Origin of the sequence: Serratia sp. Z4, from assembly GCF_009900725.1 — a bacterium.
Taxonomy (GTDB): Bacteria; Pseudomonadota; Gammaproteobacteria; order Enterobacterales; family Enterobacteriaceae; genus Serratia; species Serratia nematodiphila.
This window is the reverse complement of record NZ_JAAABD010000002.1, coordinates 664085-686932: the sequence shown is the minus strand read 5'-3', so window position 1 is coordinate 686932 and position 22848 is coordinate 664085. Positions and strand designations below refer to the sequence as shown.

The following is a 22848-nucleotide window of genomic DNA, read 5'->3' as shown; positions in this document are numbered from 1 at the left end:
CTCCTGCATTAAAGATGATAAATATCAATTACATGATTGATATAGTCATTATCCAGACGAATTTTCTTGCGCTTAATTTGCAGCGCCTCCCCGCTAAGATCTATCCACAGTCGGGTTGAGCCGAAATAGGTGTCCGTGTGGTTGTAGCGGTGATAGAAGGTGGCCCAGTGGTAGTTCACCTCGGCCTGTTCCGCGCCGGACGATAACAGCTCCACGTTGCTGATAAGATGCACCGTGCGCGGCTCCGGCATGCTACTGGCGGCTGAACGTTCGGTTTTTATGCGGTAAACGCGATCTTCCAGTCCTTCGCGATTGGCGTAATAAATCAGCGAAATCTCGCTATGAGGGTCCGTCGTCTGGCGATCGTCGTCAGCCCAGGCCGGCATCCAATATTCGACCTGCGGATGGTAACAGGCCAGCCAGTCATCCCATTGCCGGTCATCCAGCAGGCGTGCTTCGCGGTACAGGAACTGTTCCACCCGCTGTTGCAGGTTAAATGTACTCATTGCGCCACCTCGTCGTTTCGTTGCTGGCGCTCCAGCTGGCGCAGCAGAATGTTTTGCCAATGATGATGCTGGCTGAGATACAGGGCCTCATCTTCCGGGCGCGGGCCGGTCATGTCAGGCACGATCCCCAGCGCTTTGGCATTGTCGTCAGCCTGGCCCTCCAGCCAGCGGGTAGCGCCGCGGCTCAGATCGCTCCAGGGCATGTTGCCGGCGTTGAACCCGAGCTGGCAGGCGCGGAATTCCTCCAGATCGTCCGGCGTACCCATGCCGCTGACGTTGAAGAAATCCTCATACTGGCGAATGCGCAAGGCTCGCTCGTCGGCGTTTTCGCCCTTCGGCGCAAAGCAGAATACGGTCACTTCGGTTTTATTGACGGCAATCGGGCGCACTACACGCAACTGGCTGGAAAGCTGGTCCATGATGTACAGATTGGGGTAAAGGCACAGGTTGCGGGTTTGGTTCACCATCAGGTCGGCACGGTGTGCGCCGAAGGCATCGTTCAAACGGGTGAAGTGCCGATAAATGGGGCGGGACTCCGGGTTCAGCACCCGGGTCCACAACAGCAGATGACCATTCTTGAAGCCATAGGCGCCGCCGTCGTTTTTTGATGACCAGCAGTTGGCGTCCATGGTTTGGATGCCGCTGGCGGCATCCCGATGCGCCATGGTGGAGACATAGTTCCAGTGCACCACGCTGACGTGGTAACCGTCCGCACCATTCTCCATCTGCAGTTTCCAGTTGCCGTCGAAGGTGTAGGAGGATGAGCCGCGCAGAACTTCCAGCCCGCTCTCAGCCTGATCGACGATGAGATCGAGGATCTGTCGCGTTTCACCCAGATACTCCTCCAGCGGTTGCACCTCATCGCTCAGGCTGCCGAACAGAAATCCGCGATAAGATTCAAAACGCGGCAGCTGTTTCAAATCGTGTGAGCCGTCCCGCTTGAAACAGGGAGGATAAGCGCCGGTTTTCTCGTCCTTGGCTTTCAGCAGGTGGCCGGCGTTATTGAAGGTCCAGCCGTGGAAGGGGCAGGTGAAGGTACTTTTATTGCCGGCCTTGCGGCTGGCCAACATCGCGCCACGGTGCGAGCAACTGTTGATCATGGCATGCAGCCGCATGTCTTTGTCGCGCGTGATCATCACCGGCTGACGCCCAATGGTGAGCGTGTAATAATCGCCTGAGTTGGCGATTTGGCTTTCATGCGCCAGATAAATCCAATTGCCTTCGAAAATGGCTTTCATTTCGAGTTCAAACAGCGCCTCATCGGTAAAAATACCGCGATTGCACTGATATATGCCATTTTCTTTATCAATAATTAAAGCGTGATTTATTTTTTCTTTCAGCTTAGATATTGTCGGATTCAATAATGAATGCATATTCATGGCCTCATAGAAAATGGATAGACGGGGCAGTGGGCAATCAATAACCGATTGCCCGTTATTAGCGTCGCTATTCTTTTGTGCGAAAAATATTAATCTTGCAGCGCGCGAGGGCGATTTATTCTGTTCTGCTCGATGCGGTCCGCCGCGGCATAAAGCGTAAAATCAAACTGCACTTCGGTATGCGGGCCGGGCAGATCGCGTTTTGCCGCCAGCGCCGGATCGGTGATTTTCACCGGGTTGGCGATCAGCTCATCGCGGGTAGCGAAAGCGAAGTCATCCCACAGATAACGGTCGCCATTGAGATTGATTTGCGTCGTCAGGTGTTTATGCGCCGGTGCGGAGACGAAGAAATGAATATGCGCCGGACGGTTGCCGTGGCGCCCCAGTCGATTAAGCAAAGCCTGAGTGGGCCCATCGGGCGGGCAGCCGTAGCCCGACGGCACGATGCTGCGCGCCGCGTAGCGGCCATCGGCGTCGGTGGTTATCCGCCGGCGCAGGTTGAAGCCGCTCTGCGATTTATCGAAGAAAGAGTAGTTGCCCAACGTGTTGGCGTGCCAAATATCGACCACCGCCCCCGCCAGCGGCTTGCCGTCGGCACCTTTGACCTGTCCGTGCAGCCACATCACCTCGCCGTCGTCGTCGCCGTCGTCCATCCGCGCGAAGCCGGCGCTCAGTGGCGCATTGGCCACATACAGCGGCCCCTCGATGGTGCGTGGCGTACCGCCGCTCAGCCCTTGTTGACGTTCGCGCTCGTCGTCGCGCAGATCGAGGTAGTGTTCCAGTCCCAAGCCGGCGGCCAGGAGCGCCGCCTCTTGGTGTTCGCCCAAGACGTGCAGATAGTTGATCGCCTGCCAGAATTCCTCAGGGGAAATATCATAGCGATCGATGAGCTGACAAATATCGCCCAGCAGATGATGCATGATTTTTTTGAAACGCGGATCTCCGTTATCATTAGTAAAACCGCTGCTGATTTCCAGCAATTTGATAATGTCTTGACGTTGATTGAAGGATATAGACATTGCGAATTCCTCATTGCTTATAATGTAGGTTATACAGAGAACAGGAATTAACAGCTAACCTTGCGGGTTATTATCCCGGTATTTTATTTGTCATCGTCGCGGATCGATGACGGGTGTCGGCATAACGCCGTTACGCGGATTTTCATATAAGGGTAAAGCGGCAGGGCGAATAACAGCTCGTGCAGCTCGGCATTGCTTTCCACATCGAAAATGCTGACATTGGCGTAGCTACCGGCTACGCGCCAAAGATGTCGCCATTTTCCGCTCGCCTGCAGGGTTTGCGAATATGCTTTTTCGCGCGTTTTTATTTCGTCGGCGAGCGCTTTAGGCATATCGAGCGGTAATTTCACGACCATTTCAACTTTGAATAGCATGGCGTAGTCCCTCGTAGTTATTTGCGTCGATAAAAGCGCAGTTTGTCTTCATCGATATCGACCCCCAGGCCCGGGCCTGACGGCAGACTGACGTGACCGTTGGCGAAACGCAGCGGCGTGGTGACCACGTCGTCTTTCAGCAACAGCGGGCCGAACATCTCGCTGCCCCAGTCCAGCTTCAGCGTCGACCAGGCGTGCAGCGAGGCGACGGTGCCCAGCGTGCCTTCCAGCATGGTGCCGCCATAGACGCCGACTCCGGCGGCCTGTGCGACCTGCGCCAGTTTCAGCGCCTGCGCCGGGCCGCCGGCCTTGGCTATCTTCAGCGCGTAGGCGCCGGTAAAGCCGCCCGCAGCCAATGCATAACCGTCGTGAGCGTCGGCCACCGCTTCGTCGGCCAGGATCGGCAGAGTGAAGCGCTGACTGAGCCGGATTAACGCCGTGCGATCCCATTGCGGCACCGGCTGTTCGACCAGATCGATGCCGATCTGCTGCAGCGCCGCCATTCCGCGTACGGCGGTGGCGGCATCCCAGGCCTGGTTAACATCGACGCGAATGCTGATCTCCGGCCCCAGCGCTTGCTTGATAGCCTGGGTGTGGCGCAGATCTTCCTCCAGCGGCCGGGCGCCGATCTTCAACTTGAAGGCGCGATGACGGTCTTCCGCCAACAGGCGTTGCCCTTCGATGATGTCTTGCTGCGTATCGCCGCTGGCCAACGTCCACAGCACCGGCAGGGTGTTGCTGAGCGCGCCGCCGAGTAGGGTGCTGACCGGCAGGCCGAGGCGTTTGCCCTGGGCATCGAGAAAGGCGGTTTCCAGCGCCGACTTGGCAAAGGTATTGCCCTGGACCTGGCCATTCATCAACGCAACCAACGGCGCCAGACCGCTGAAGCTTTTGCCGCTCAGCAGCGGCGCGAGGTAGCCGTCGATCGCCGACTTGATCCCCTCCGGGCTTTGCGGGCCGTAGCTCAGCCCGCCGATGGTGGTGGCTTCCCCCCAGCCGATCAGGCCGTCGGCGCAGGTCATGCGCACCAGCGTCAGCGTTTGGCAGCCCATCGTGGCCATCGACAATTTGTGTGGCCGAATAGTGGGAATATCCACCAGCCAGCTGTCGATGCGTTCAATGCGAAGTTCCATGCTTCATTCCTTTTCAGTAAGAAACTCGACAACGCAGCGGTTGAAGAGATCCGGACAGGCGATGTTGGAAATATGCGATGTCGGCAACCGCCGCAGATCGGCGAGTGGCGCATTGGCGACTAAAAACTCGGCGTCCGCCACCGTCGTGACCGGATCTTGCTCACCGGCAATCACCCGCATCGGCCGCGTCATCAAGGCAATCTCGGCGCGCAGGTCGGCCCGCGCCAGTGCCTCGCAGCAGGCGGCGTATCCCTGTGGATTACCGGCCGCCAGCGCTGCCACCAGCGCCGCCACCTGCTCGGGGTGGCGCTGCGCGAATGCCGCGCAGAACCAGCGCGCGGGGGAGGCGGCGGCGATCGGCGCCAACCCGTGTTCCCGTACCTGCTGCGCGCGTTGTCGCCAGCCTTCAGCGTCGCCAATGCGGGCGGCGGTATTGGCGACCACTAGCCGGCCGATGCGCTCGGGGTGATAACGACTGAGCCAGAGCCCGGTCAATCCGCCCATCGAAATGCCGCAAAAATGGGCGTTCGGCGCATCCAAATGGTCGAGCAAGGTGATGACGTCTTCAGCCAACTGCTGCAGTTGCAGTGGCGCTTTCGCCAACGGGGTGGCTCCGTGGCCGCGCTGGTTGTAACGCAATAGGCGAAAGCGTTCGGTCAGCGCCGCCAACTGCGGTTGCCACATCTCGAAAGTGGTGCCCAGCGAGTTGGACAGCACCAGCAGCGGTGCGTCGGCCGGGCCGTCGAGACGATATTCAATATCCATGATTGACCTCATACCCGTTCGATAATCAGCGCAATGCCCTGACCGACGCCGATGCACATGGTGCACAGCCCGTAGCGCCCGCGCGTTTTTCGCAGTTGCCAGGCGGCGTTCATCACCAGCCGGCCACCGGAGGCGCCCAAAGGATGGCCGAGCGCAATCGCGCCGCCGTTCGGGTTCACCTGCGGCGCATCGTCGCGCAGTCCCAGCTCGCGGGTCACCGCCAGCGCTTGCGCGGCGAAGGCTTCGTTCAGTTCGATCACGTCCATCTGTTCGAGGGTCAGGCCGGCAATATGCAACACTTTGCGCACCGCCGCCGCCGGGGCAAACCCCATGATCGCCGGTTCGATGCCGGTGACGGCGCTGGCAACGATGCGTGCCATTGGCCGCAGGCCATGGCGAGCCACGCTGCGCTCGCCGGCCAGCAGCAGCGCGCAGGCGCCGTCGTTCAGGCCGGATGCGTTGCCGGCCGTAATGCTGCCCTGCGGGGCGACCACCGGCCTGAGTTTTTCCAGTGCGGCTAAGGTGGTGGCGCGCGGATGTTCGTCCTGGTTGAAGGTCAGCGGCTCGCCTTTCTTCTGCGGGATAAGCACTTCGATCAGTTGGTCGCTGTAAAAGCCGCTTTCCTGCGCGGCGGCGGTGCGTTGCTGGCTGCGCAGGGCGAAGGCGTCCTGATCGCGACGGCTGATACCGAATTGCGATGCCACGTTTTCGGCGGTCTGCGGCATCGTGTCCACGCCGTACAGCGCCTGCATCTGTGGGTTGATAAAACGCCAGCCCATGGTGGTGTCTTCAATCTTCATCGTGCGGCTGAAGGCGCTTTCCGCCTTGCCCATCACATAAGGCGCCCGCGACATGCTTTCCACGCCGCCGGCGATCATCAGCTCGCTCTCGCCGGTTCTGATGGCGCGCGCCGCAGCTGCTACCGCATCCAGGCTGGATCCGCACAGGCGATTGATGGTGCAGCCGGGCACCTGCACCGGCAGGCCGGCGAGCAGCAGCGCCATGCGCGCGACATTGCGGTTGTCTTCCCCCGCCTGATTGGCGCAGCCGAACAACACGTCGTCCACCTGGCTCCAGTCGAGCGTCGGATGGCGTGCCTGCAGCGCTTTCAACGGCAGAGCGGCCAAGTCGTCGGCGCGTATGCCGGCCAGGCTCCCATTGAGGCGACCGAAGGGCGTGCGGACGGCGTCACACAGATAAGCTGGATTCATGGCGCGGTTCCCCGTGTTGAAGGGTGAAAGTCAGTGCGACCGGGGTGACGTCCTGCAGTTGTTGCGGGGTCAGGCCGGCAAATATTTCACGCACCACCAGTCCCTGGGGAGTGACGTCCATCACCGCCAGATCGCTGTAGATGCGGTCGATGCAGCCGATGCCGGTTAACGGATAGCTGCATTGGCGGACGATTTTGCATTCACCCGTTTTGGTCAGGTGTTCGGTCATCACAAACACCTGACGTGCGCCGATCGCCAGATCCATCGCGCCGCCGACCGCCGGAATCGCCCCCGGTGCGCCAGTGCTCCAGTTCGCCAAATCGCCGCGTTCGGAGACCTGATAGGCGCCCAGCACGCAAATATCCAGATGGCCGCCGCGCATCATGGCGAAAGAGTCGCCGTGGTGGAAAAAGCAGCCGCCTTTCAGCAACGTAACCGGTTGTTTGCCGGCATTGATCAATTCCGGGTCCTCTTCGCCCGGCGTTGGCGCCGGGCCCATGCCGAGAATGCCGTTTTCGCTGTGCAGGAAGATCTCTTTATCGGCCGGCAGATAGTTGGCGATCTGGGTTGGAATGCCGATACCCAGATTGACGTAGGCGCCTTCGGGAATATCGCGCGCGATGCGCTCAGCCAGCTGTTGATGGGTCAGTTTGCTCATGATGCGCTCCTTAAGCCGAAAGCCGTGCTGCACGGGGAGAAGAGGGCACCAGGCGTTGTACGAAGATGCCGGGCGTGATGATGTTCTCCGGATCCAGTTCGCCCAACGGCACCATATGGTTGACTTCGACGATGGTGCAGTTGGCGGCCATCGCCATAATCGGCCCGAAGTTGCGTCCGGTTTTGTCATAGCGGAGGTTGCCCCAACGGTCGGCTTGTTCTGCCTTGATCAGCGCGAAGTCGGCCTTCAGCGGCAGTTCGAAAACATATCGGCGGCCGTCGATCTCGCGGGTTTCCTTCCCTTCCGCCAATTGGGTGCCATAGCCGGTTGGGGTATAGAAACCGCCGAGCCCGGCGCCGGCGGCCTGGATGCGCGCCGCCAGATTGCCTTGCGGAACCAGCTCCAGCTCCAACTCGCCACGGCGGTAGAGGTCGTCAAACACCCAAGAATCAGCCTGCCGCGGAAAAGAACACACTACTTTGCGCACACAGCCGGCTTTCAGCAGAGCCGCCAGACCAAAATCGCCGTTGCCGGCATTGTTGCTGATCAGCGTAAGCGCGCGTGGCCGGTGACGGATCAGAGCATCCAACAGTGCGTAGGGTTGCCCGGCCGGGCCGAATCCCCCAACCATAAGGGTGGCGCCATCCGGAATATCTGCGACGGCGGCGTCTGCGGACGCCATGCTTTTATCGATCATCAGTTCTCCTCAAGGCTCGGTTGGGACGTTGCGCCAACAAATAGCGGGTTTGAAATTAACCTAGAGGATGAAAAAAGCATCAGCAAGTGCGAATATCAGAACATTGTGCGATTATCGGTGCATTGAGGGTTTAGGTCTGCATTTTGTGATGCAGGCGGCTAAATTGGCATCGGATGCGATACGCAGGGCTTTGCTGCCGTATTGAGCGTGTAAATTGAGAGCAGATACTAATGGGAGGCCTGAATGAGTGAAGTTCCTGAATTTGGCACCGAAGAACTGCGTCGGCTGCAGGAGATCGGTGATTTAAGCAACGACCAGTACAAGGGCGATCCTAATTTTATGGCCTCGCTGGCCAGAGGGCTGGAGGTGTTACAGGCCTTCAAGCCACAGTATTCGCAGATGTCGGTGTCAGAGATCAGTCAACAAACCGGCATTCCGCGCGCAGCGGTGCGCCGTTGTTTGTATACCCTACGAGCGCTGGGATTCGTGCATTGTCCCGATGGGCGCCACTATCGCTTGCTGCCGCGTGTGCTAACTATCGGTCACGCTTATCTTTCCTCTTCCGAGCTGGCGAAGGCGGCGCAAAACTCGCTGGACTATCTCAGCAAATTGCTTAATGAATCCTGCTCGGTGGCGACGCTGGATGGCGATAACATTTTGTATATCGCCCGGGCCTCGGTTAAACGCATCATGACTATCGATCTGGGGCGCGGCAGCCGTCTGCCGGCCTATGCGACATCGATGGGGCTGGTGTTGCTTAGCGCGCTGGACGAGGGAGAGCTGGAGGATTATCTGTCGCGGGTCACTTTCGAACCGCTGACCGAGTTTACCGTCACCAGTGCGGAGCAGCTGCAGGAACAGTTAGCCAGAGTTCGCAGACAGGGGTATGCCATCAACGATCAACAGTTAGAGATCGGCCTGCGTTCCATTGCGGTGCCGATGCATTCACGTAAAGGCGGGGTTGTGGCGGCGATGAACGTTGGCGTCAATGCGTCGCAGATCTCGGCGGCGGAGCTGCGCGAACGAGTGCTGCCGCAGCTGCAGCGCACGGCGATGGAGCTGGCGCTGCTGCTGTAGGGCGAGCGGATTAATGCAGTTCGGCGCCGCTGCGGTCGGCCAGCGCTTCCAACAGCGGAGCGGAAGGCACGAAGAACAGAGTGCCGGTCACCGCGTGGCTGAAATCGAGCAGCCGATCGTAGTTGCCGGCCGGGCGGCCGATGAACATGTTTTCCAGCATCTGCTCGATCGGCTGCGGAGAGCGCGCGTAGCCGATAAAGTAGGTGCCGAATTCGCGCAGGCCGGGGCGGCCGAACGGCATGTTATCGCGCAGAATTTTCACCTCGTTGCCTTGCTCGTCGGTGATGGTGGTCAGCGAACTGTGCGACGACGACGGTTTGACCGCTTCATCCAGCTCGATGTTGGACTGCTTATGGCGGCCGATGATCTTCTCCTGCGTTTCCACGCTGAGCGAGTTCCAGCCCTGCATGTCGTGCAGGTATTTCTGCACCAGCACATAGCTGCCGCCGCTGAACGCCGCGTCTTCGTCGCCGATCACCGTGTAGTCGAAGGCCTCGTGCCCCTCCGGGTTTTCCGTGCCGTCGACGAAGCCGATCATGGCGCGCTGATCGAAGTAACGGAAGCCGTGCACCTCCTCGATTACCGTTACGGCGTCGCCGAGCTTGCCGATCAGCTGAGAGGCCAGTTCAAAACACAGATCCATTTCATCGGCGCGGATATGCAGCAGAATGTCGCCGGGCGTGGCGACGGCGACGCGTTCCCCGCTGCCGATCGGGCTGAATGGATGCAGCTGGCGAGGGCGCGGCGCGCCGAACAGCGTATCCCAGGCCTCGGAGCCGAAGCCGCAGACGCAGGTGAGGTTACCCGCCGGCGCGCGTTTGCCGACCGAACGCACCACGGCGGCGATGTCGCCGCACCAGGCGCGCACCGCCGCCAGATGGGCGGGAACGGGCGACAGGGTGGCGACGATAAAGATGGCATGGCGCGTCACCGGCGTGAATACGGCTTGCGGCAGGGGGGTATTTGCATTCATTGCATTCGGCTCCAGTGTGTTCGGGTGAAATAGCTCAGATCAAATTAAAGTGCTCGTCGGGTTTCATCGGCGGTGGCAGCGGGCTTTGGTCATTCATTTCCAGCAGGTTGCGCTCAATGGTGTTGCAAATGGCGTTTAACGGCAGATGGTTGGCCGACACGCCGAACGGATCCTCCAGCTCTTCGGCCAGTGAGTCCCAGGATAAGAAGGTATAGGAAATGAACACCGAAACAAACGGTGTCATGTAATGCAGATCGGTCACCAGGGCAAAAGGCAACAGGCTGCAGAACAGGTAAACGGTGCGCTGCAGGATCAGGGTATAGGCGAACGGCACCGGCGTGCTGGCGAGCCGTTCGCAGCCGCCGAGGGCGTGGGACAGCTCGCTCAGCTTGTTGTCGAGCAGCTCGAAAGTGATGTCGCTCAATAGCCCCCGTCGGCGCAGCTTGCCGATCTCCTGGCCCAGCATCAGCAGGATGCGGTTGGTCGGCATCGGGCTGGCGATCACTTCGGCCAGCTCTTTGCTGCTGAGATTGTGGTACAGATCGGCGGTCGGATCGGTGGCGCGCAGCTGATGCTTCAGGCTCCAGCTGAAGGCGATCAGCAGCTTGGCGACCTTTTGCTGCACCGCCGGTTCGTCCGGCAGCAGGCTTTTGATCTGGCGCAGCAGGGATCGCTCGGTAATCAGCAGCGAGCCCCACAGGTTGCGCGCCTCGACAAAGCGGCTGTAGCCGGCATTATTGCGAAAGCCGAGAAAAATCGCGATGGCGATGCCCAGCAGGCTGAACGGCGCGATAGTCAAATGCACGCCGAGCTGTTCGTACCATTGGTAGCTGATCACCGCCACTATCGACATCAGCACGTTCAGCGACAGGCGAAAGGTGATCTTTGACAGCACGGAACCGTGCCAGGCGAACAGGCGAAAAAACCAGTTCTGGTGCGGGCGGATTATCATAACGTGGGCGCTTCCTGGTGTCCTGCTATTGAGAATAGTCGATTCTTATCCGGCGGCGTTAGGCCGCCGTTGTCGATTGCCAGAGCCGCTGCGGGTGCGTATAGACGGTGGCGCGCCCCGGCTTGCTGAAGCCCACCAGCGTGAGGTTGCTGCGCTCGGCCACCTCCACCGCCAGGCGGGTGGCGGCGGAAACGGCGAACAGGATCTCGACGCCGCACATGGCGGATTTTTGCACCATTTCATAGCTGGCGCGGCTCGACACCAGCGCCGCCCCTTGCAACCACGCCTGTTGGCTGCGATAACCCAGCAGTTTGTCGAGTGCCACATGGCGGCCAACGTCTTCACATCCGCCGCTGAGCGCGCCGTCCGGTTGGATCCAGGCCGCCGCATGGGTGCAGCCGGTCAGTTTTCCCACCGTTTGCACTTCCTGCAGCTGCGCCAACGCCCGATCGAGCAGCGCCAAATCGAAACGCTGCGTGAAAGGCAGCGGCGCGATGGGTTGAGCAACCTCCTGCAGCTGCTCGACCCCGCAGACGCCGCAGCCGGTGCGGCCGGCCAGGCTGCGGCGCTTCTCTTTCAGCTGCATAAAGCGGCGGCTCGAGAGCTCCACATGCACTTCAATGCCATTGCAGGACGGTTGCTGGCGGATGTCGTAGATATCGTCGGGGGAGGCGATGATGCCTTCGGACAGCGAAAAACCGATGGCGAAGGCCGCCAGGTCTTTCGGCGTCGCCATCATCACCACGTGGGAAATGCCGTTGTATACCAGGGCAACCGGCACTTCTTCCGCCAGCCAATCCTGCTGCGCCTGAGCCAGATCGTTGCGCTGCCAGACCGCATGGCGAGACAGGCAGGCCGAGTCTGCATCGCCGGGTTCGTCGAGAATCAAATGCTTGTTCATGATGGTTTCGCGGCGCCGGCGGATACAGCGCCGGCGTCAGATAGAGTCTGATGAGTGATAGCCGATTTTATCATAGATGGCGTGCTTGAACAGGGCGAAACGGGGCGTCTTTGCCACCGCCTTACGGCGCGGCGCGCCACTGCCCGAGATAGCTCGTGACCGCCCGCGTCGCCTCGCGGCAAATGGCCGGCGAAACGGTGCCTTCCCGCGCATAGCCGTATTTCATGCAGGCGAACGCCAATTCTATGGCGATCAAGACGACGTCGGGATCTGACGGCAGCGCATCAAGTTCGGGCAGCTCGCGCACTTTGGCGCGGAACATCTCGCCGATCGTCAGGTTCTTGGCGGCGTGCGCCTCTTGCTCCGGTTCGGTGAACGCGCCGCGTAGCAGCAAGACGCTCGCCGCCGGATGCGCGTTGTAGTAGCGTGCGGTGGCCGCCACGGCGGCATCCACCCAATCGTGCAGGGTGTCGGCGCTCTCGAGCTCCGCTTCACGCAGCGCCTGCGCCAGTTGCGCCATATGGCTCTGAGCCAGGTGTGAAAACAACGCGTATTTGTCCGGGAAGAACGGGTAGATCGCGGCGCGCGGCACATCGGCCGCTTCCGCCAGAGCGGGAATGGAGGTTTTTTCCGGCCCGAGGGTGGCGAGCATCTGTTCGGCGGCGCTCAGCACTTTGGCCATGCGCGCCGCCGCGCGTTCCTGAATCGGCACGCGCACATTTTTTTTTGCTTGCGGCATCGCTTTTTCCGACATAAGTTGTATTTTAATGATCCGACATTTGTTGGATTATACTGAAATTGAACCCGTCAACCAAGCGCCATAACGCCAGAGGTTTCGTATGGAGAATTACGCCAATCAATCTCACTGGCAGGAGATTCAACGATTCCTGCCGGAAAATTTTCGGCTGCGGCCGGGGGAAGAACCGACCGAGGTGTGGTGGCCCTGGCGGCAGCACCGTATTCATCTGGACTGCTATCGCCGCCCGGAGGCGCCGGTGAAAGTGATCCTGTTCCATGGGGTGGGCACCAACGGCCGACAGATGTCGACCATCCTGGGAGCGCCGCTGGCGCGCCGGGGGATAGAGACGATCGCCGTCGACATGCCGGGGTACGGAATGACGCAGATGGGCGGCCAACGGCGGCGCGTGCGTTACGACGACTGGGTGCAGATCGGCAGCGATCTGATCGACGCGGAACGGGCGAAGGATGCGCGGCCGATTGTGCTGTACGGCCTGAGCGCCGGCGGGATGGAGACTTACCACGTGGCGGCGTTGAACCGGCAGGTGAAAGGCATTGTCGGCATGACGTTTCTCGATCAGCGTGAACAGCAGGTGCGCGACGAGACGGCATTGAATCTGTTGATGAGTCGCCTGGGCATTCCGTTGGCGCGACTGACGGCCGCCACGCCGCTGGCGGGTATGGCGATGCCGATGGCGCTGGCGAGCAAGATGCATGCGCTGGTCAATGACAAGGCGGCGCTCAAGGCGTGCCTGGCGGACAACACCTCGGCGGGAGCCTGGGTGACGATGCGGTTTTTGGCCTCGTACGCGGAGTATGCACCCGCCATTGAACCGGAAGCGTTCGACGTTTGCCCGGTTCTGTTGACGCAACCGGCGCAGGATCGCTGGACGCCGTTGCACCTGAGTGAACTGTTTCTGCGGCGCATTCGGCGGGTGCCGGTGACCACCGTGATGCTCGAGAACGCCGGGCATTATCCCCTCGAGCAGCCGGGCCTCGATCAGATGGTTGAAGCGGTGCATCGTTTTTGCCTGGCCGCGGCGGAGCGGTGAGGCGACGGCGCATGTTCTGAAGACGCCACTGCAGCTCAGCATGTTATCCACAGTTTTAGTGGATAACGTGTGTGCAAGGCAGAGTGAAACCGTTAGCAGGCGTAAAAAAAAATCGCTCAGAAAATTATTATATTACGCGTCAAACTGTGTTCTGACGGGGGATAGGGGGGTTCACGCGTTCGCGTTTTGTTTATGCTTTACTGTATAAATATACAGCTTGGTTATGAATATGCTGAGCACTTCAAGGTTGTATGCTTTTTCACCAGGTGAGCCCCTGACGTTACCGCTGTTTGCCGATCGTGTGGCCTGCGGTTTTCCTTCACCGGCGCAGGACTATGTCGAGAGCCGGCTGGATATCGGCAAGCTGCTGGTGCGCCATCCTAATGCCACTTATTTCGTGCGCGCCAGCGGTGAGATGGAGCGAGCAGGATGGATCAGGCACTACCGACAGATTAAGAAACTGAGCATCCGAGAAACAGCAGACGCGACAGGCTGCAGTACTTCCCAAGTTTGTCGCATTCAGGCCTTCTATAAAGAAGTTGAGACTGATTAAAAAGCAGCCTTAATGTACAATAATTTTCTATATCCAAACTGACCCCATGAACAATCAATGAGTGAGAGGTGAAAGATGATTTCATACAAAAAAACCATACCTGCTCTTGTCATATTCGCTTTATCTAATGCTGTGGCATATGCGAATGATTTCGACAAATCAAATGAAGCGATGGCAATTTCAGCAATAGGTTTTTCTGGCTCAAATGCTCGTGTTGCACATGATGTTTGTGGGGCAACCAATGAGAAAATTGATAAATATAAAAAACAAATAAAAGACTCATTAACTAGAACATTAAAGTATGAACAGTCAGGATTCGATACGCATTGGGATAATGGTTGGAAAAATGCTGATTTTTTGGTTAAGTCATTAAGTAATGATGAAGCCTATAAAAAAGAATATTGCCAAGAGGTTTTAGATGGAATTAATAATCCTGAAATGAATTAAGGATTATTCCTTATTCGGGGTTCTACGCCGGAACCCCAGATTTTTCCGTCCGCTAAAATTATCCCCGGTTGAGCAGCTTTATACCGTCAGCTCGCAGTGGACCATCAGGGGAAATGTGGCGGTACAGCGTTTGTCGGGTGATCCCAAGCTCCTGGCATAACGTACTGACTTTCGTCTCTGGCCGTCCCATTGATGCCATTGCCAGTCGCAATTTTATTGGCGTCATTTTGTAAGGCCGTCCGCCGTTCCTCCCGTGGGATCTTGCTGAGGCAAGGCCTGCTGCTGTTCTTTGCGGCGCTGTACGCAGCAGAGACCGACGGCCGCGCGTCCGGTATCGCCCGCCGTCGGCGCCGTTCGCAATGACAATCCCTCACTCATCCTGCCCATCGATACGCCAACGGTCTGAGTGCCGAATTATCCACAGTTTTGGTGGGTATCATGTGTGCAAACACACGTGAAGAACGCCAAAATCTGCAGGAAAAATCACTCAGAAAATTATTATATTACGCGGCAAAGCGCGATCCGCAGGGGAATTTGGGGTTGCGCGCGTTCGCGTTTTGTTTATGCTTTACTGTATAAATATACAGTTTGGTTATGATTATGCTGAGCAATTCAAGGTTGTATGCTTTTTCACCAGGTGAGTCTCTGACGTTACCGCTGTTTGCCGATCGCGTGGCCTGCGGCTTTCCTTCCCCGGCGCAGGACTATGTCGAGAGCCGGCTGGATATCGGCAAGCTGCTGGTGCGGCATCCCAACGCCACCTACTTCGTGCGCGCCAGCGGCGAGTCGATGATCGACGGCAATATTCAGGACGGCGATCTGCTGATCGTCGACAGTGCCCTGACGCCGGAACACGGCAATATTGTGATCGCCGCCGTGGACGGTGAATTCACCGTCAAAAAACTGCAGCGCTACCCCGACGTGCGGCTGTTGCCGATGAACCCCGCCTATGCGCCAATCGTGTTCAACGACGAGGCGCAGCTGGAGATCTTCGGCGTGGTGACCTTTATCGTCTACGCGGCGCTGTAACCATGTTTGCCCTGGTAGACGTCAACAGCTTCTACGCCTCCTGCGAAACCATCTTTCGGCCCGATCTGCGGGGGCGGCCGGTGATCGTGCTGTCCAACAACGACGGCTGTGTGATCGCCCGCAGCGCCGAGGCGAAGGCGTTGGGCGTGCCGATGGGCGCGCCTTATTTCAAGATCAAAGAGGAGATGCGCCGCCGCAACGTCGCGGTGTTCTCCTCCAACTACGCGCTGTACGCCGATATGTCCCGCCGGGTGATGGACACGCTGGAGGAGATGGCGCCGGCGGTGGAGATTTATTCGCTGGACGAAGCCTTTCTGCGGCTGGACGGCGTGGCGCACTGCGAGGCGCTGGAACCGTTCGGTCATCGGGTGCGCGATCGCATCCGGCGCGAGCTGCATTTGACGGTCGGGGTCGGCATTGCACCGAGTAAAACGCTGGCCAAGTTGGCTAACTTTGCCTCCAAGAAATGGCGGGGGACCGGCGGCGTGGTGGACTTGTCCGATCCGGCGCGCCAGCGCAAGCTGCTGGCGTTAATCCCGGTGGAGGAGGTGTGGGGCGTGGGCCGCCGCCTGACCCGTCAGCTGCAGGCGATGGGCATTCACACCGCGCTGCAGCTGGCGGACTGCGATACCCGGCTGGCGCGTAAAACCTTCAGCGTGGTGCTGGAGCGCACGATACGAGAGCTGCGCGGCGAGTCATGCCTGCAATGGGAAGATGAAGCGGCGGCCAAAGAGCAGATCATCTGTTCCCGTTCGTTCGGCCAGCGCCTGACGCATTACCCGCACATGCGCGAGGCGATCTGCAGCTACGCCGAACGCGCCGCCGAGAAGCTGCGGCAGGAAAAGCGCTACTGTCGCAATGTGTCGGTGTTTATCAAAACCAGCCCGCATTCGGCGGGCGAAGGCTATTACAGCAATATGGGCACCGCCCGGCTGCAAACGCCGAGCAACGACAGCCGCGACATTATCGCCATGGCGGTGCGCGCGCTGGAGAGCATCTGGCAGGAAGGGCGACGCTACCTGAAGGGCGGCGTGGTGCTGGGGGATTTCAGCGCCGCCGCCATGGCGCAGATCGACCTGTTCGACGACTGCCCGCCGCGCCGCAACAGCGAGCGGCTGATGGCGACCCTCGATCGCCTGAATCAGGAAGGGCGCGGGCGCGTATGGTTCGCCGGGCAGGGGATCGTCAAACCGTGGCAAATGAAGCGCGAAATGCTGTCGCCGGCTTACACCACCCGGCTGGCGGATATCCCGCTGGTGCGGCTGGGGGAGCGGGAGCCGCGCGCCGCCGAGCCGAAGGAGGAAAAACGCCGCGGGTGACAGCCGGCGGCGTGGGTAGGCTATGCGTTACTTCACCGCTGCCGGGTCCGGCTTATCGGGGGTGATGCCATACAGCACCATGGCGCGGTTGACCTCGCTGCGGGCGATACGGCCTTCGTCAGCCAGCAGTTTCAACGCGGCGATCGCGATGAAATGGCGGTTGACCTCGAAGAACTCACGTAGCGCCTCGCGGGTGTCCGAGCGGCCAAAGCCGTCGGTGCCCAAGGTGATAAAGGCGCGGTCCGGCAAGAACGGTTTGATCTGATCGCCGACGATCTTCATATAGTCCGTCGCCACCACCACCGGGCCAGGATGCGCCGCCAGCAGACTCTGTATATAAGGGACTTTCGGCGGGTCTTCCGGGTGCAGCAGGTTCCAGCGTTCGGCCGCCATGCCGTTACGGCGCAGTTCGCTCAGGCTGGTGGCACTCCAGATATCGCTGGCGACGCCAAAGTCCTCGGCCAACAGCGCCGCCGCCGCCAGCGCCTCGCGCATGATGGCGCCGCTGGCGACCAGCTGAGCGCGCGGGCTCTCTTGGTTTGCCGTTTCGTTCTGTTTGAGCAAATAGGCGCCCTGGATAATCCCGTCCTCCACGCCCGCCGGCATCGGCGGCTGCGGGTATCCTTCGTTGAGCAAGGTGATGTAGTAGTAAATATCCTCTTGTTCAACGAACATCCTGCGCATGCCGCTCTGAACGATCACTGCGAGTTCATAGGCATAGGTCGGATCGTAGGAGACGCAGCTGGGAATGACGGAAGACAGCACGTGGCTGTGGCCGTCGTCATGCTGCAAGCCTTCGCCCATCAGAGTGGTTCTGCCGGAGGTGGCGCCGAGCAGGAAGCCCTTGGTGCGCGCGTCTGCCGCTGCCCAGGCGAGATCGCCCACCCGCTGCAGCCCGAACATGGAGTAGAAGATATAGAACGGGATTGTCGCGACATCGTGGTTGCTGTAGGCGGTGCCGGCGGCGATCCAGGTCGATATCGCGCCGGATTCGTTGATGCCTTCCTGCAAAATCTGGCCGTCTTTGGCCTCTTTGTAGTAGCTGAGCTGCCCGGCGTCTTGCGGGGTATACAGCTGGCCGAGCCAGGAATGGATGCCAATCTGGCGGAACAGGCCTTCCATGCCGAACGTGCGCGATTCGTCCGGCACGATGGGCACAATCAGTTTGCCGATGTTGGCGTCTTTGAGCAGCGTGCCGAGGATATTGACGAAAGCCATGGTGGTCGACATGTTGCGTTCGCCGCTGCCCTTCAGCAGGCCGTCGAAGCGCGATAGTTCCGGTATCGCCAGCGGAGCGGATTGGCCGAAGCGGGCAGGGATGTAGCCGCCCAGCGCAGTGCGCGTCGCGGTGATGTACTTCGCCGCCGCGCTGTCGGGTTCAGGCTTCAGGTAAGGGATCTCTGCCAGTTGGGCGTCGGAGATTGTCAGCCCTAAACGGTCGCGGAAGGCTTTCACCGCATCCTGGCTCATTTTTTTCAGCTGGTGGTTGATGTTCTGCCCTTCACCGGCTTCCCCCATGCCAAACCCTTTGACGGTTTTGGCCAGCACCACCGTCGGTCTGCCCGTGGTATGCACCGCCTGATGGTAGGCGGCGTACACCTTTTGCGGATCGTGGCCGCCGCGGTGCAGCGCCCAGATCTCATCGTCGCTCAGGTCGGCGACCAGCTCGAGCAATTCCGGGTACTTGCCGAAGAAATGCTCCCGCACATAGGCGCCGCTTTGCGATTTGAAGGTCTGGTAATCGCCGTCGACGCACTCCATCATCCGCTGCATCAGCAGTCCGGAGCGGTCTTTTTGCAGCAGTTTGTCCCAGCCGCTGCCCCAGATCACCTTGATCACCTGCCAGCCGGCGGCTTTGAAGGTGCCCTCCAGTTCCTGAATGATCTTGCCGTTGCCGCGCACGGGGCCATCCAGCCGCTGCAGGTTACAGTTCACGACGAAGATCAGGTTATCGAGTTTTTCTCGCCCGCCCAGCGCAATCGCCGCCAGCGATTCCGGTTGATCCATCTCGCCGTCGCCGAGGAACGCCCACACCTTTCTTCCCTGGTGAGGTTTCAGCTCGCGGTATTCCAGATAACGCATGTAGCGCGCCTGGTAGGCGGCGGTCAGCGGCCCCAGCCCCATCGAAACGGTGGGATATTGCCAGAAATCCGGCATCAGCCGCGGGTGCGGGTAGGAGGAGAGGCCACGGCGCGCGGATTCGCGACGAAAGTTGTCGAGCAGCTCCTCGTCGATGCGGCCTTCGAGATAGGCACGGCCATAAATACCGGGGGCGGAGTGGCCCTGGATATACACCATGTCGCCGGCGAAATCATCGGTGCGCCCACGGAAGAAGTGCGTGAATCCCACATCGTAAAGCACTGCGGCCGATTGGTAGGTGGCGATATGCCCGCCAACGTTGGAATGTTTGCCGGCGCGCAGCACCATCGCCATGGCGTTCCAGCGAATAAACGCATTGATGCGCGCTTCAGCGGCCAGATCGCCGGGATACGTCGGTTGCTTATAAGCCGGAATGGTGTTCACGTAGGGCGTGGTGACCAGGCTGAAGAAATCGCCGTGTTTTCGCTGATCGGCTTCGGCCATTCTTTCCAACAGAAAATGCGCGCGCTCACGGCCATCGATATCGGTGACGCCTTCAAATGCCTCAAGCCATTCAGCCGTCTCTTGCGGGTCAAGATCTGCTTTAACCACGGGTTGGTTCATAAAAGCTCCAAATGTACTTACCTGATAAGGCGCTGAGCGATACAGGGGTTTATTGAATTGCAAGTGCAAGAGTTGCAAATGCAATAATGGCGAAAGCCACTCTATCCCTTTACAATTGCAATTGCAACTCACCGCTTTTGACGAGAAAAATGACATGACAGATAAACAACCCGACCTGTGGTTCTCCTTTGTGCGCGCGCATCGGGCGATGATCAGAAAGATAGAGGCGAAGTTGTCGGAGGCGGGGCTGCCGGTTTACGCCTGGTATGACGTGTTATGGGGATTGGAAAGCGGGGAAAACGGCACACGCCGCATGCATGAGCTGGCGGACGTGTTGGTGATTGAGCGTTACAACCTGACCCGCCTGATGGATCGCCTGGAAAAAGAGCGGCTGGTCACGCGTTTTCGATCGGATGACGATCGCCGGGCCTCCTTCGCGACTATCACCGAGGAAGGCAAGGCCCTGCGGAAAAAGATGTGGGAGATCTACCGCACGGTGGTCAACACCCATTTTCTCAACCAGTTCAGCGAAGAAGAGATCGCACGCTTCTCCGACGCGTTGGACAACGCGATGCAGCTGGCCAGAGAGTGATCAGGCATCGGGTGTGATGTGCAGAACGCGCAGCGCATCGGCGATCAGCGCCGAAGGGATTTTCTGCTCGTCGGCCAGCAGTTTGAGGGCGCAGAGCGCAATCCATTCCGCCTGCGGGTAGTGGATTTCGCCGCGCACCCGTGAATCTGAGCCCACCGCGGCAAAGCGTGCGGGAATGAATCGCTTGAGCTGATTGGCAATCAGGTGCGAATAGTCGGTGACGGCGACGACGGGGGCATTCCCGGCACCCAGGCACGTTTTCAGATGGCATTTGCCGCCGCTGTCCTGGCGCTGCATGTCGGCGAGTTCGGCGTCCTGCGCCAACCGCGTGTAGCTGGGGCAGCTCCAGATTTCAGACGCAATCCCCCAGTTTTTCAATACCTCGGCCGCCTGCTGAACGCGGGCGAGCGCACGGCCGGCGCCGCACAGACGAACCTGCAACGGTGAGTCTGCCGCGGTGGCGACGCGATACATTCCCCTGAACGCCTGTTCTGCGACAAACGGCTCCCCTGAAGAGAGGGGGCCATTGTCTGCGTTGGTCGCGAGATACACCATCTTTCTCGTTCCCTCCAGATAGAGCGCGCGCAGGGCGTGATGGAGTATCGCGCCGGTTTCTCTGGCATTGGCCGGATCGAAAGGCAACCAGCCCGGCATGGCCGTGAGCTGAAGCGGGAACCAGGCCTGAACGCCTTTCGGCAAATCGGCACTGCCGGTATCTGCATCGCTGATGAAAATCCCCTTGCGATTGGTTTCCGGCTCAAGCCCGCGGAGCATGTCCACCGAGGGCGTGTTGACGAAGTAAAACAGCGGCTTCTCATAACGCTCTGATTGATGGCCAAACCAGAGCGGCCAGGCGGTGGCGTAGCGGGAAATCGGCGGCTCGGCGCGCCTTCTGCCGTCGATAAGCCAGATGTCGCCGCTGGCGTTGAGTTCGCCCAGAGTTTGTGCCGTCCAGGCGCTGGCAGAAGGGCGCGAAGCGCCGGCTTTTTGGCTGGCGGAGGTCATCTTGCGGATACAGGCTTCGGCCAGGGTTTGGGTTCTGGCCGAGGCGGCGGGCAGTGTTATACGTTGAGGCGACATGCGGAGCATTCTCTTTAAGTTGCAAGTGCGATGATTGTAATTGCAATTCATGGTGTGTGCCAATGACTTCTGAACAGGTCGCAGCCATCCAGGTGTGTCCCGCGGCGATATATTCAGGTTCTGCAGACGCGATCCTATTTGTTTCACCGACCAGACAGCCGCCATCCGTTGTCCTTATTTCTGCAGTTTTTTATAAATGACGGGCAGCTAAAAACGGTTTGCCGATAGGGATAATGCGCGTGTCAATCCGCGTTAAACGAGAATATCGGCATCTTAAAAATAAAACGAAATAAGGATGAAAGCATATGCCTGGATTTAATTATGGCGGTAAAGGAGATGGGACTAACTGGAGTTCTGAACGCGGTACGGGCCCTGAGCCGGGGGGCGGCGATAAAGGCCATTCCGGCGATCGCGATCGCGGCGGCGCCGGCGTTGGCAACAGCCCGGAACAGCAACAGATAGCGGCGATCCAAAACGATCCGGCGCTGCGCATGAAGCTGGAGGCGGTGATTAAGGCGGCGCGCAGAATTAACCCGGATGCGAAATTGCATATTGAAAGCGTCAGCCCATCCGGCACGCTGAGCCTTTCCGCCACCGGTTTGACGGCCGAGCAGGCGAAGCACATTGGCCTGGGGGGGCTGGTGATGGGGGTCAACGCCAAGGGGGTGACAGTGGCGCTCGGGGATATCGAAACCGGCCATGCGCGCAAGCCCTCAACTCCTGGCAAAGGCGGCAACAATGGCCTGAATGCCGGGCAGATCGGCGCCTCTTCGTTAGGCAGTTTCGTGACAGACTCGCATCGCGATCGGCCCGTCAGCGGCTGGCATGGCAACGGCAAAACCGGCGAATTCTCGACGACCCGCACGACCGGGAGTTACTACGGTTTTCATCATTTGAAGGTGGAAAAGCAAGACGGAGTGGCGACCTACAACCTCTACTATAAGGCCAATAAGAACCGGCCCGCGTTTATCGCCGTGGTGAGAGGGGATAACCTGAATGCCATGGAGGTGAAATATGCCAACGGCAAACCGGTAAAATCGCCCGGCTCGGTAAAAACGATCGTTAAGGAATTCGTCGAATATCAAAATGCGGAATTAAAAGCCATCAAGGATGGCGTCAGCCTGGCCGCAGGTATCAATAAAGATATCGCGGAAAAGATCGGCGCGAAATACGCCAAACTCGCCAAGGATTTGGAGGCGGGAATACAAGGAAAATATATCCGCAACGTGCAAGATGCGGAGAAAACCTACGAGCAATTGACGAAGGGCCTGAACAAAAAGCTTAAGGCGCAGGACAAAGCGGCGATTGTCACCTGGCTGAAAATGATCGATGCGGAACAGTATGCCCGCAATGCGCGGGTATTAGGCAAGGTCTTCACCGGGGTGGATTGGGCGATCAAAGGCGCGGATCTGGTAAACGCCGCGATTGAAGGTTTCTCAACCGGCAACTGGAAAGCGTTCCGCAACCAGCTCGAAGCGCTCGGGTTGTCGATCGGCGTAGGGTATACGCTTTCCGCTATCGCCGCGTTTTTCGCGCCGACGCTGGTGTCGTCGACGGTGGGCATTTTCGCCTTCGCTTACCTGTTTGGCTGGGCCACCAGCTATATCGATGCGGAACGTGCGGGGGAGCTGGAGAAGTGGGTCGCTGACCTGTAACGGCATGAGGGGGCTGGCCCCCTCATTTTACCCCT

23 protein-coding genes and 1 pseudogene are annotated in these 22848 nt (G+C 59.2%); 8 read left to right on the top strand and 16 right to left on the bottom strand.

All coding sequences use genetic code 11. From position 1 onward, the window contains the following. Window positions 1-8: 8 nt before the first annotated feature. From benB to GT753_RS11100, 9 genes are all read right to left on the bottom strand, one after another. Window positions 9-506: a benzoate 1,2-dioxygenase small subunit gene (benB, locus tag GT753_RS11140; protein WP_063918582.1), complete on the bottom strand. Its 498-nt coding sequence runs from the start codon at window positions 504-506 to the stop codon at window positions 9-11. Beyond that, window positions 503-1879 (bottom strand): Rieske 2Fe-2S domain-containing protein, encoded by a 1377-nt coding sequence (locus GT753_RS11135; RefSeq protein WP_015378322.1) that lies wholly within the window; start codon window positions 1877-1879, stop codon window positions 503-505. The genes benB and GT753_RS11135 overlap by 4 nt, the downstream gene beginning before the upstream one ends. 95 nt (window positions 1880-1974) lie before the next feature. Continuing rightward, window positions 1975-2904: a catechol 1,2-dioxygenase gene (gene catA, locus GT753_RS11130; protein WP_015378321.1), complete on the bottom strand. Its 930-nt coding sequence runs from the start codon at window positions 2902-2904 to the stop codon at window positions 1975-1977. Between the two features lie 83 nt (window positions 2905-2987). Further along, on the bottom strand, window positions 2988-3278 hold the full coding sequence (gene catC / locus GT753_RS11125; RefSeq protein ID WP_015378320.1) for a muconolactone Delta-isomerase: 291 nt from the start codon (window positions 3276-3278) through the stop codon (window positions 2988-2990). A 17-nt stretch (window positions 3279-3295) separates the two neighbouring features. Next, a complete protein-coding gene (locus GT753_RS11120) occupies window positions 3296-4411 on the bottom strand; it encodes a muconate cycloisomerase family protein (protein ID WP_015378319.1) in 1116 nt (371 codons plus the stop codon). A gap of 3 nt (window positions 4412-4414) precedes the next feature. Beyond that, the gene (gene pcaD / locus GT753_RS11115; protein ID WP_015378318.1) at window positions 4415-5176 is read right to left on the bottom strand and encodes a 3-oxoadipate enol-lactonase; all 762 of its coding nucleotides are present in this window, start codon (window positions 5174-5176) and stop codon (window positions 4415-4417) included. An 8-nt stretch (window positions 5177-5184) separates the two neighbouring features. Then, window positions 5185-6387, bottom strand: coding sequence for a 3-oxoadipyl-CoA thiolase (gene pcaF / locus GT753_RS11110; RefSeq protein WP_015378317.1), 1203 nt, complete (start codon window positions 6385-6387; stop codon window positions 5185-5187). After that, window positions 6365-7045, bottom strand: coding sequence for a 3-oxoacid CoA-transferase subunit B (locus GT753_RS11105; protein ID WP_015378316.1), 681 nt, complete (start codon window positions 7043-7045; stop codon window positions 6365-6367). The genes pcaF and GT753_RS11105 overlap by 23 nt, the downstream gene beginning before the upstream one ends. A 10-nt stretch (window positions 7046-7055) precedes the next feature. After that, window positions 7056-7742, bottom strand: coding sequence for a 3-oxoacid CoA-transferase subunit A (locus tag GT753_RS11100; protein ID WP_015378315.1), 687 nt, complete (start codon window positions 7740-7742; stop codon window positions 7056-7058). Window positions 7743-7985: 243 nt separating this feature from the next. Between GT753_RS11100 and GT753_RS11095 the strand changes: the two genes are divergently transcribed. After that, window positions 7986-8819 carry an IclR family transcriptional regulator C-terminal domain-containing protein gene (locus GT753_RS11095; protein WP_015378314.1) on the top strand — a complete coding sequence of 278 codons (834 nt, stop codon included), beginning with the start codon at window positions 7986-7988 and terminating at the stop codon, window positions 8817-8819. Between the two features lie 10 nt (window positions 8820-8829). Here GT753_RS11095 and GT753_RS11090 read toward each other — a convergent pair whose 3' ends face one another. The 4 genes from GT753_RS11090 to GT753_RS11075 all read right to left on the bottom strand — a co-directional run bounded on the left by GT753_RS11090 (window position 8830) and on the right by GT753_RS11075 (window position 12384). Beyond that, window positions 8830-9792, bottom strand: coding sequence for a Dyp-type peroxidase (locus GT753_RS11090; RefSeq protein WP_015378313.1), 963 nt, complete (start codon window positions 9790-9792; stop codon window positions 8830-8832). A gap of 34 nt (window positions 9793-9826) precedes the next feature. Beyond that, entirely contained in the window at window positions 9827-10744 is a 918-nt protein-coding gene (locus GT753_RS11085; protein WP_004935069.1) for a bestrophin family protein, read from the bottom strand. A gap of 58 nt (window positions 10745-10802) precedes the next feature. Beyond that, the gene (gene fdhD, locus GT753_RS11080) at window positions 10803-11645 is read right to left on the bottom strand and encodes a formate dehydrogenase accessory sulfurtransferase FdhD (protein ID WP_160125585.1); all 843 of its coding nucleotides are present in this window, start codon (window positions 11643-11645) and stop codon (window positions 10803-10805) included. Window positions 11646-11766: 121 nt separating this feature from the next. Next, window positions 11767-12384, bottom strand: a complete 618-nt coding sequence (locus GT753_RS11075) for a TetR/AcrR family transcriptional regulator (RefSeq protein WP_015378310.1) — start codon at window positions 12382-12384, stop codon at window positions 11767-11769. Between the two features lie 100 nt (window positions 12385-12484). Between GT753_RS11075 and GT753_RS11070 the strand changes: the two genes are divergently transcribed. The 3 genes from GT753_RS11070 to GT753_RS11060 all read left to right on the top strand — a co-directional run bounded on the left by GT753_RS11070 (window position 12485) and on the right by GT753_RS11060 (window position 14435). After that, window positions 12485-13435, top strand: a complete 951-nt coding sequence (locus GT753_RS11070) for an alpha/beta hydrolase (RefSeq protein ID WP_019453527.1) — start codon at window positions 12485-12487, stop codon at window positions 13433-13435. A 223-nt stretch (window positions 13436-13658) separates the two neighbouring features. Further along, window positions 13659-13988, top strand: coding sequence for a helix-turn-helix domain-containing protein (locus GT753_RS25965; RefSeq protein WP_158497934.1), 330 nt, complete (start codon window positions 13659-13661; stop codon window positions 13986-13988). Between the two features lie 75 nt (window positions 13989-14063). Beyond that, window positions 14064-14435, top strand: a complete 372-nt coding sequence (locus GT753_RS11060; RefSeq protein WP_126181107.1) for a hypothetical protein — start codon at window positions 14064-14066, stop codon at window positions 14433-14435. A gap of 58 nt (window positions 14436-14493) precedes the next feature. On the opposite strand, the pseudogene GT753_RS25845 reads toward GT753_RS11060, so the two are convergent. Then, window positions 14494-14727, bottom strand: a pseudogene (locus tag GT753_RS25845) (resolvase); the annotation flags it as partial. 302 nt (window positions 14728-15029) lie between these two features. On the opposite strand from GT753_RS25845, the gene umuD reads away from it, so the two are divergent. After that, complete coding sequence (gene umuD / locus GT753_RS11055; RefSeq protein ID WP_015378308.1) at window positions 15030-15464, top strand: translesion error-prone DNA polymerase V autoproteolytic subunit; 435 nt, start codon at window positions 15030-15032, stop codon at window positions 15462-15464. 2 nt (window positions 15465-15466) lie between these two features. Further along, the gene (umuC, locus tag GT753_RS11050) at window positions 15467-16783 is read left to right on the top strand and encodes a translesion error-prone DNA polymerase V subunit UmuC (RefSeq protein ID WP_015378307.1); all 1317 of its coding nucleotides are present in this window, start codon (window positions 15467-15469) and stop codon (window positions 16781-16783) included. 27 nt (window positions 16784-16810) lie between these two features. On the opposite strand, the gene aceE is transcribed toward umuC, so the two are convergent. Continuing rightward, window positions 16811-19486: a pyruvate dehydrogenase (acetyl-transferring), homodimeric type gene (aceE, locus tag GT753_RS11045; RefSeq protein ID WP_015378306.1), complete on the bottom strand. Its 2676-nt coding sequence runs from the start codon at window positions 19484-19486 to the stop codon at window positions 16811-16813. A gap of 154 nt (window positions 19487-19640) precedes the next feature. Here aceE and GT753_RS11040 point away from each other — a divergent pair, with 154 nt between their 5' ends. Continuing rightward, window positions 19641-20078, top strand: a complete 438-nt coding sequence (locus GT753_RS11040) for a MarR family winged helix-turn-helix transcriptional regulator (RefSeq protein WP_015378305.1) — start codon at window positions 19641-19643, stop codon at window positions 20076-20078. Here the strand turns inward: GT753_RS11040 and GT753_RS11035 are convergent, their stop codons facing one another. Continuing rightward, complete coding sequence (locus GT753_RS11035; protein ID WP_015378304.1) at window positions 20079-21158, bottom strand: hypothetical protein; 1080 nt, start codon at window positions 21156-21158, stop codon at window positions 20079-20081. Window positions 21159-21463: 305 nt separating this feature from the next. Between GT753_RS11035 and GT753_RS25940 the strand changes: the two genes are divergently transcribed. Further along, window positions 21464-22813: a colicin-like pore-forming protein gene (locus GT753_RS25940; RefSeq protein WP_015378303.1), complete on the top strand. Its 1350-nt coding sequence runs from the start codon at window positions 21464-21466 to the stop codon at window positions 22811-22813. Window positions 22814-22848: the final 35 nt, after the last annotated feature.

What these genes read in the sequence shown, in the direction of transcription:
- GT753_RS25940 (WP_015378303.1), top strand. Translation starts at nt 21,464, where the DNA reads ATGCCTGGATTTAATTATGGCGGTAAAGGAGATGGGACTAACTGGAGT.
- GT753_RS11135 (WP_015378322.1), bottom strand. Translation starts at nt 1,879, where the DNA reads ATGCATTCATTATTGAATCCGACAATATCTAAGCTGAAAGAAAAAATA.
- GT753_RS11120 (WP_015378319.1), bottom strand. Translation starts at nt 4,411, where the DNA reads ATGGAACTTCGCATTGAACGCATCGACAGCTGGCTGGTGGATATTCCC.
- benB (WP_063918582.1), bottom strand. Translation starts at nt 506, where the DNA reads ATGAGTACATTTAACCTGCAACAGCGGGTGGAACAGTTCCTGTACCGC.
- GT753_RS11090 (WP_015378313.1), bottom strand. Translation starts at nt 9,792, where the DNA reads ATGAATGCAAATACCCCCCTGCCGCAAGCCGTATTCACGCCGGTGACG.
- GT753_RS11105 (WP_015378316.1), bottom strand. Translation starts at nt 7,045, where the DNA reads ATGAGCAAACTGACCCATCAACAGCTGGCTGAGCGCATCGCGCGCGAT.
- catA (WP_015378321.1), bottom strand. Translation starts at nt 2,904, where the DNA reads ATGTCTATATCCTTCAATCAACGTCAAGACATTATCAAATTGCTGGAA.
- GT753_RS11060 (WP_126181107.1), top strand. Translation starts at nt 14,064, where the DNA reads ATGATTTCATACAAAAAAACCATACCTGCTCTTGTCATATTCGCTTTA.
- pcaD (WP_015378318.1), bottom strand. Translation starts at nt 5,176, where the DNA reads ATGGATATTGAATATCGTCTCGACGGCCCGGCCGACGCACCGCTGCTG.
- GT753_RS11085 (WP_004935069.1), bottom strand. Translation starts at nt 10,744, where the DNA reads ATGATAATCCGCCCGCACCAGAACTGGTTTTTTCGCCTGTTCGCCTGG.
- catC (WP_015378320.1), bottom strand. Translation starts at nt 3,278, where the DNA reads ATGCTATTCAAAGTTGAAATGGTCGTGAAATTACCGCTCGATATGCCT.
- GT753_RS11035 (WP_015378304.1), bottom strand. Translation starts at nt 21,158, where the DNA reads ATGTCGCCTCAACGTATAACACTGCCCGCCGCCTCGGCCAGAACCCAA.
- GT753_RS25965 (WP_158497934.1), top strand. Translation starts at nt 13,659, where the DNA reads ATGAATATGCTGAGCACTTCAAGGTTGTATGCTTTTTCACCAGGTGAG.
- GT753_RS11070 (WP_019453527.1), top strand. Translation starts at nt 12,485, where the DNA reads ATGGAGAATTACGCCAATCAATCTCACTGGCAGGAGATTCAACGATTC.
- umuD (WP_015378308.1), top strand. Translation starts at nt 15,030, where the DNA reads ATGATTATGCTGAGCAATTCAAGGTTGTATGCTTTTTCACCAGGTGAG.
- umuC (WP_015378307.1), top strand. Translation starts at nt 15,467, where the DNA reads ATGTTTGCCCTGGTAGACGTCAACAGCTTCTACGCCTCCTGCGAAACC.
- fdhD (WP_160125585.1), bottom strand. Translation starts at nt 11,645, where the DNA reads ATGAACAAGCATTTGATTCTCGACGAACCCGGCGATGCAGACTCGGCC.
- GT753_RS11075 (WP_015378310.1), bottom strand. Translation starts at nt 12,384, where the DNA reads ATGCCGCAAGCAAAAAAAAATGTGCGCGTGCCGATTCAGGAACGCGCG.
- GT753_RS11095 (WP_015378314.1), top strand. Translation starts at nt 7,986, where the DNA reads ATGAGTGAAGTTCCTGAATTTGGCACCGAAGAACTGCGTCGGCTGCAG.
- GT753_RS11100 (WP_015378315.1), bottom strand. Translation starts at nt 7,742, where the DNA reads ATGATCGATAAAAGCATGGCGTCCGCAGACGCCGCCGTCGCAGATATT.
- pcaF (WP_015378317.1), bottom strand. Translation starts at nt 6,387, where the DNA reads ATGAATCCAGCTTATCTGTGTGACGCCGTCCGCACGCCCTTCGGTCGC.
- GT753_RS11040 (WP_015378305.1), top strand. Translation starts at nt 19,641, where the DNA reads ATGACAGATAAACAACCCGACCTGTGGTTCTCCTTTGTGCGCGCGCAT.
- aceE (WP_015378306.1), bottom strand. Translation starts at nt 19,486, where the DNA reads ATGAACCAACCCGTGGTTAAAGCAGATCTTGACCCGCAAGAGACGGCT.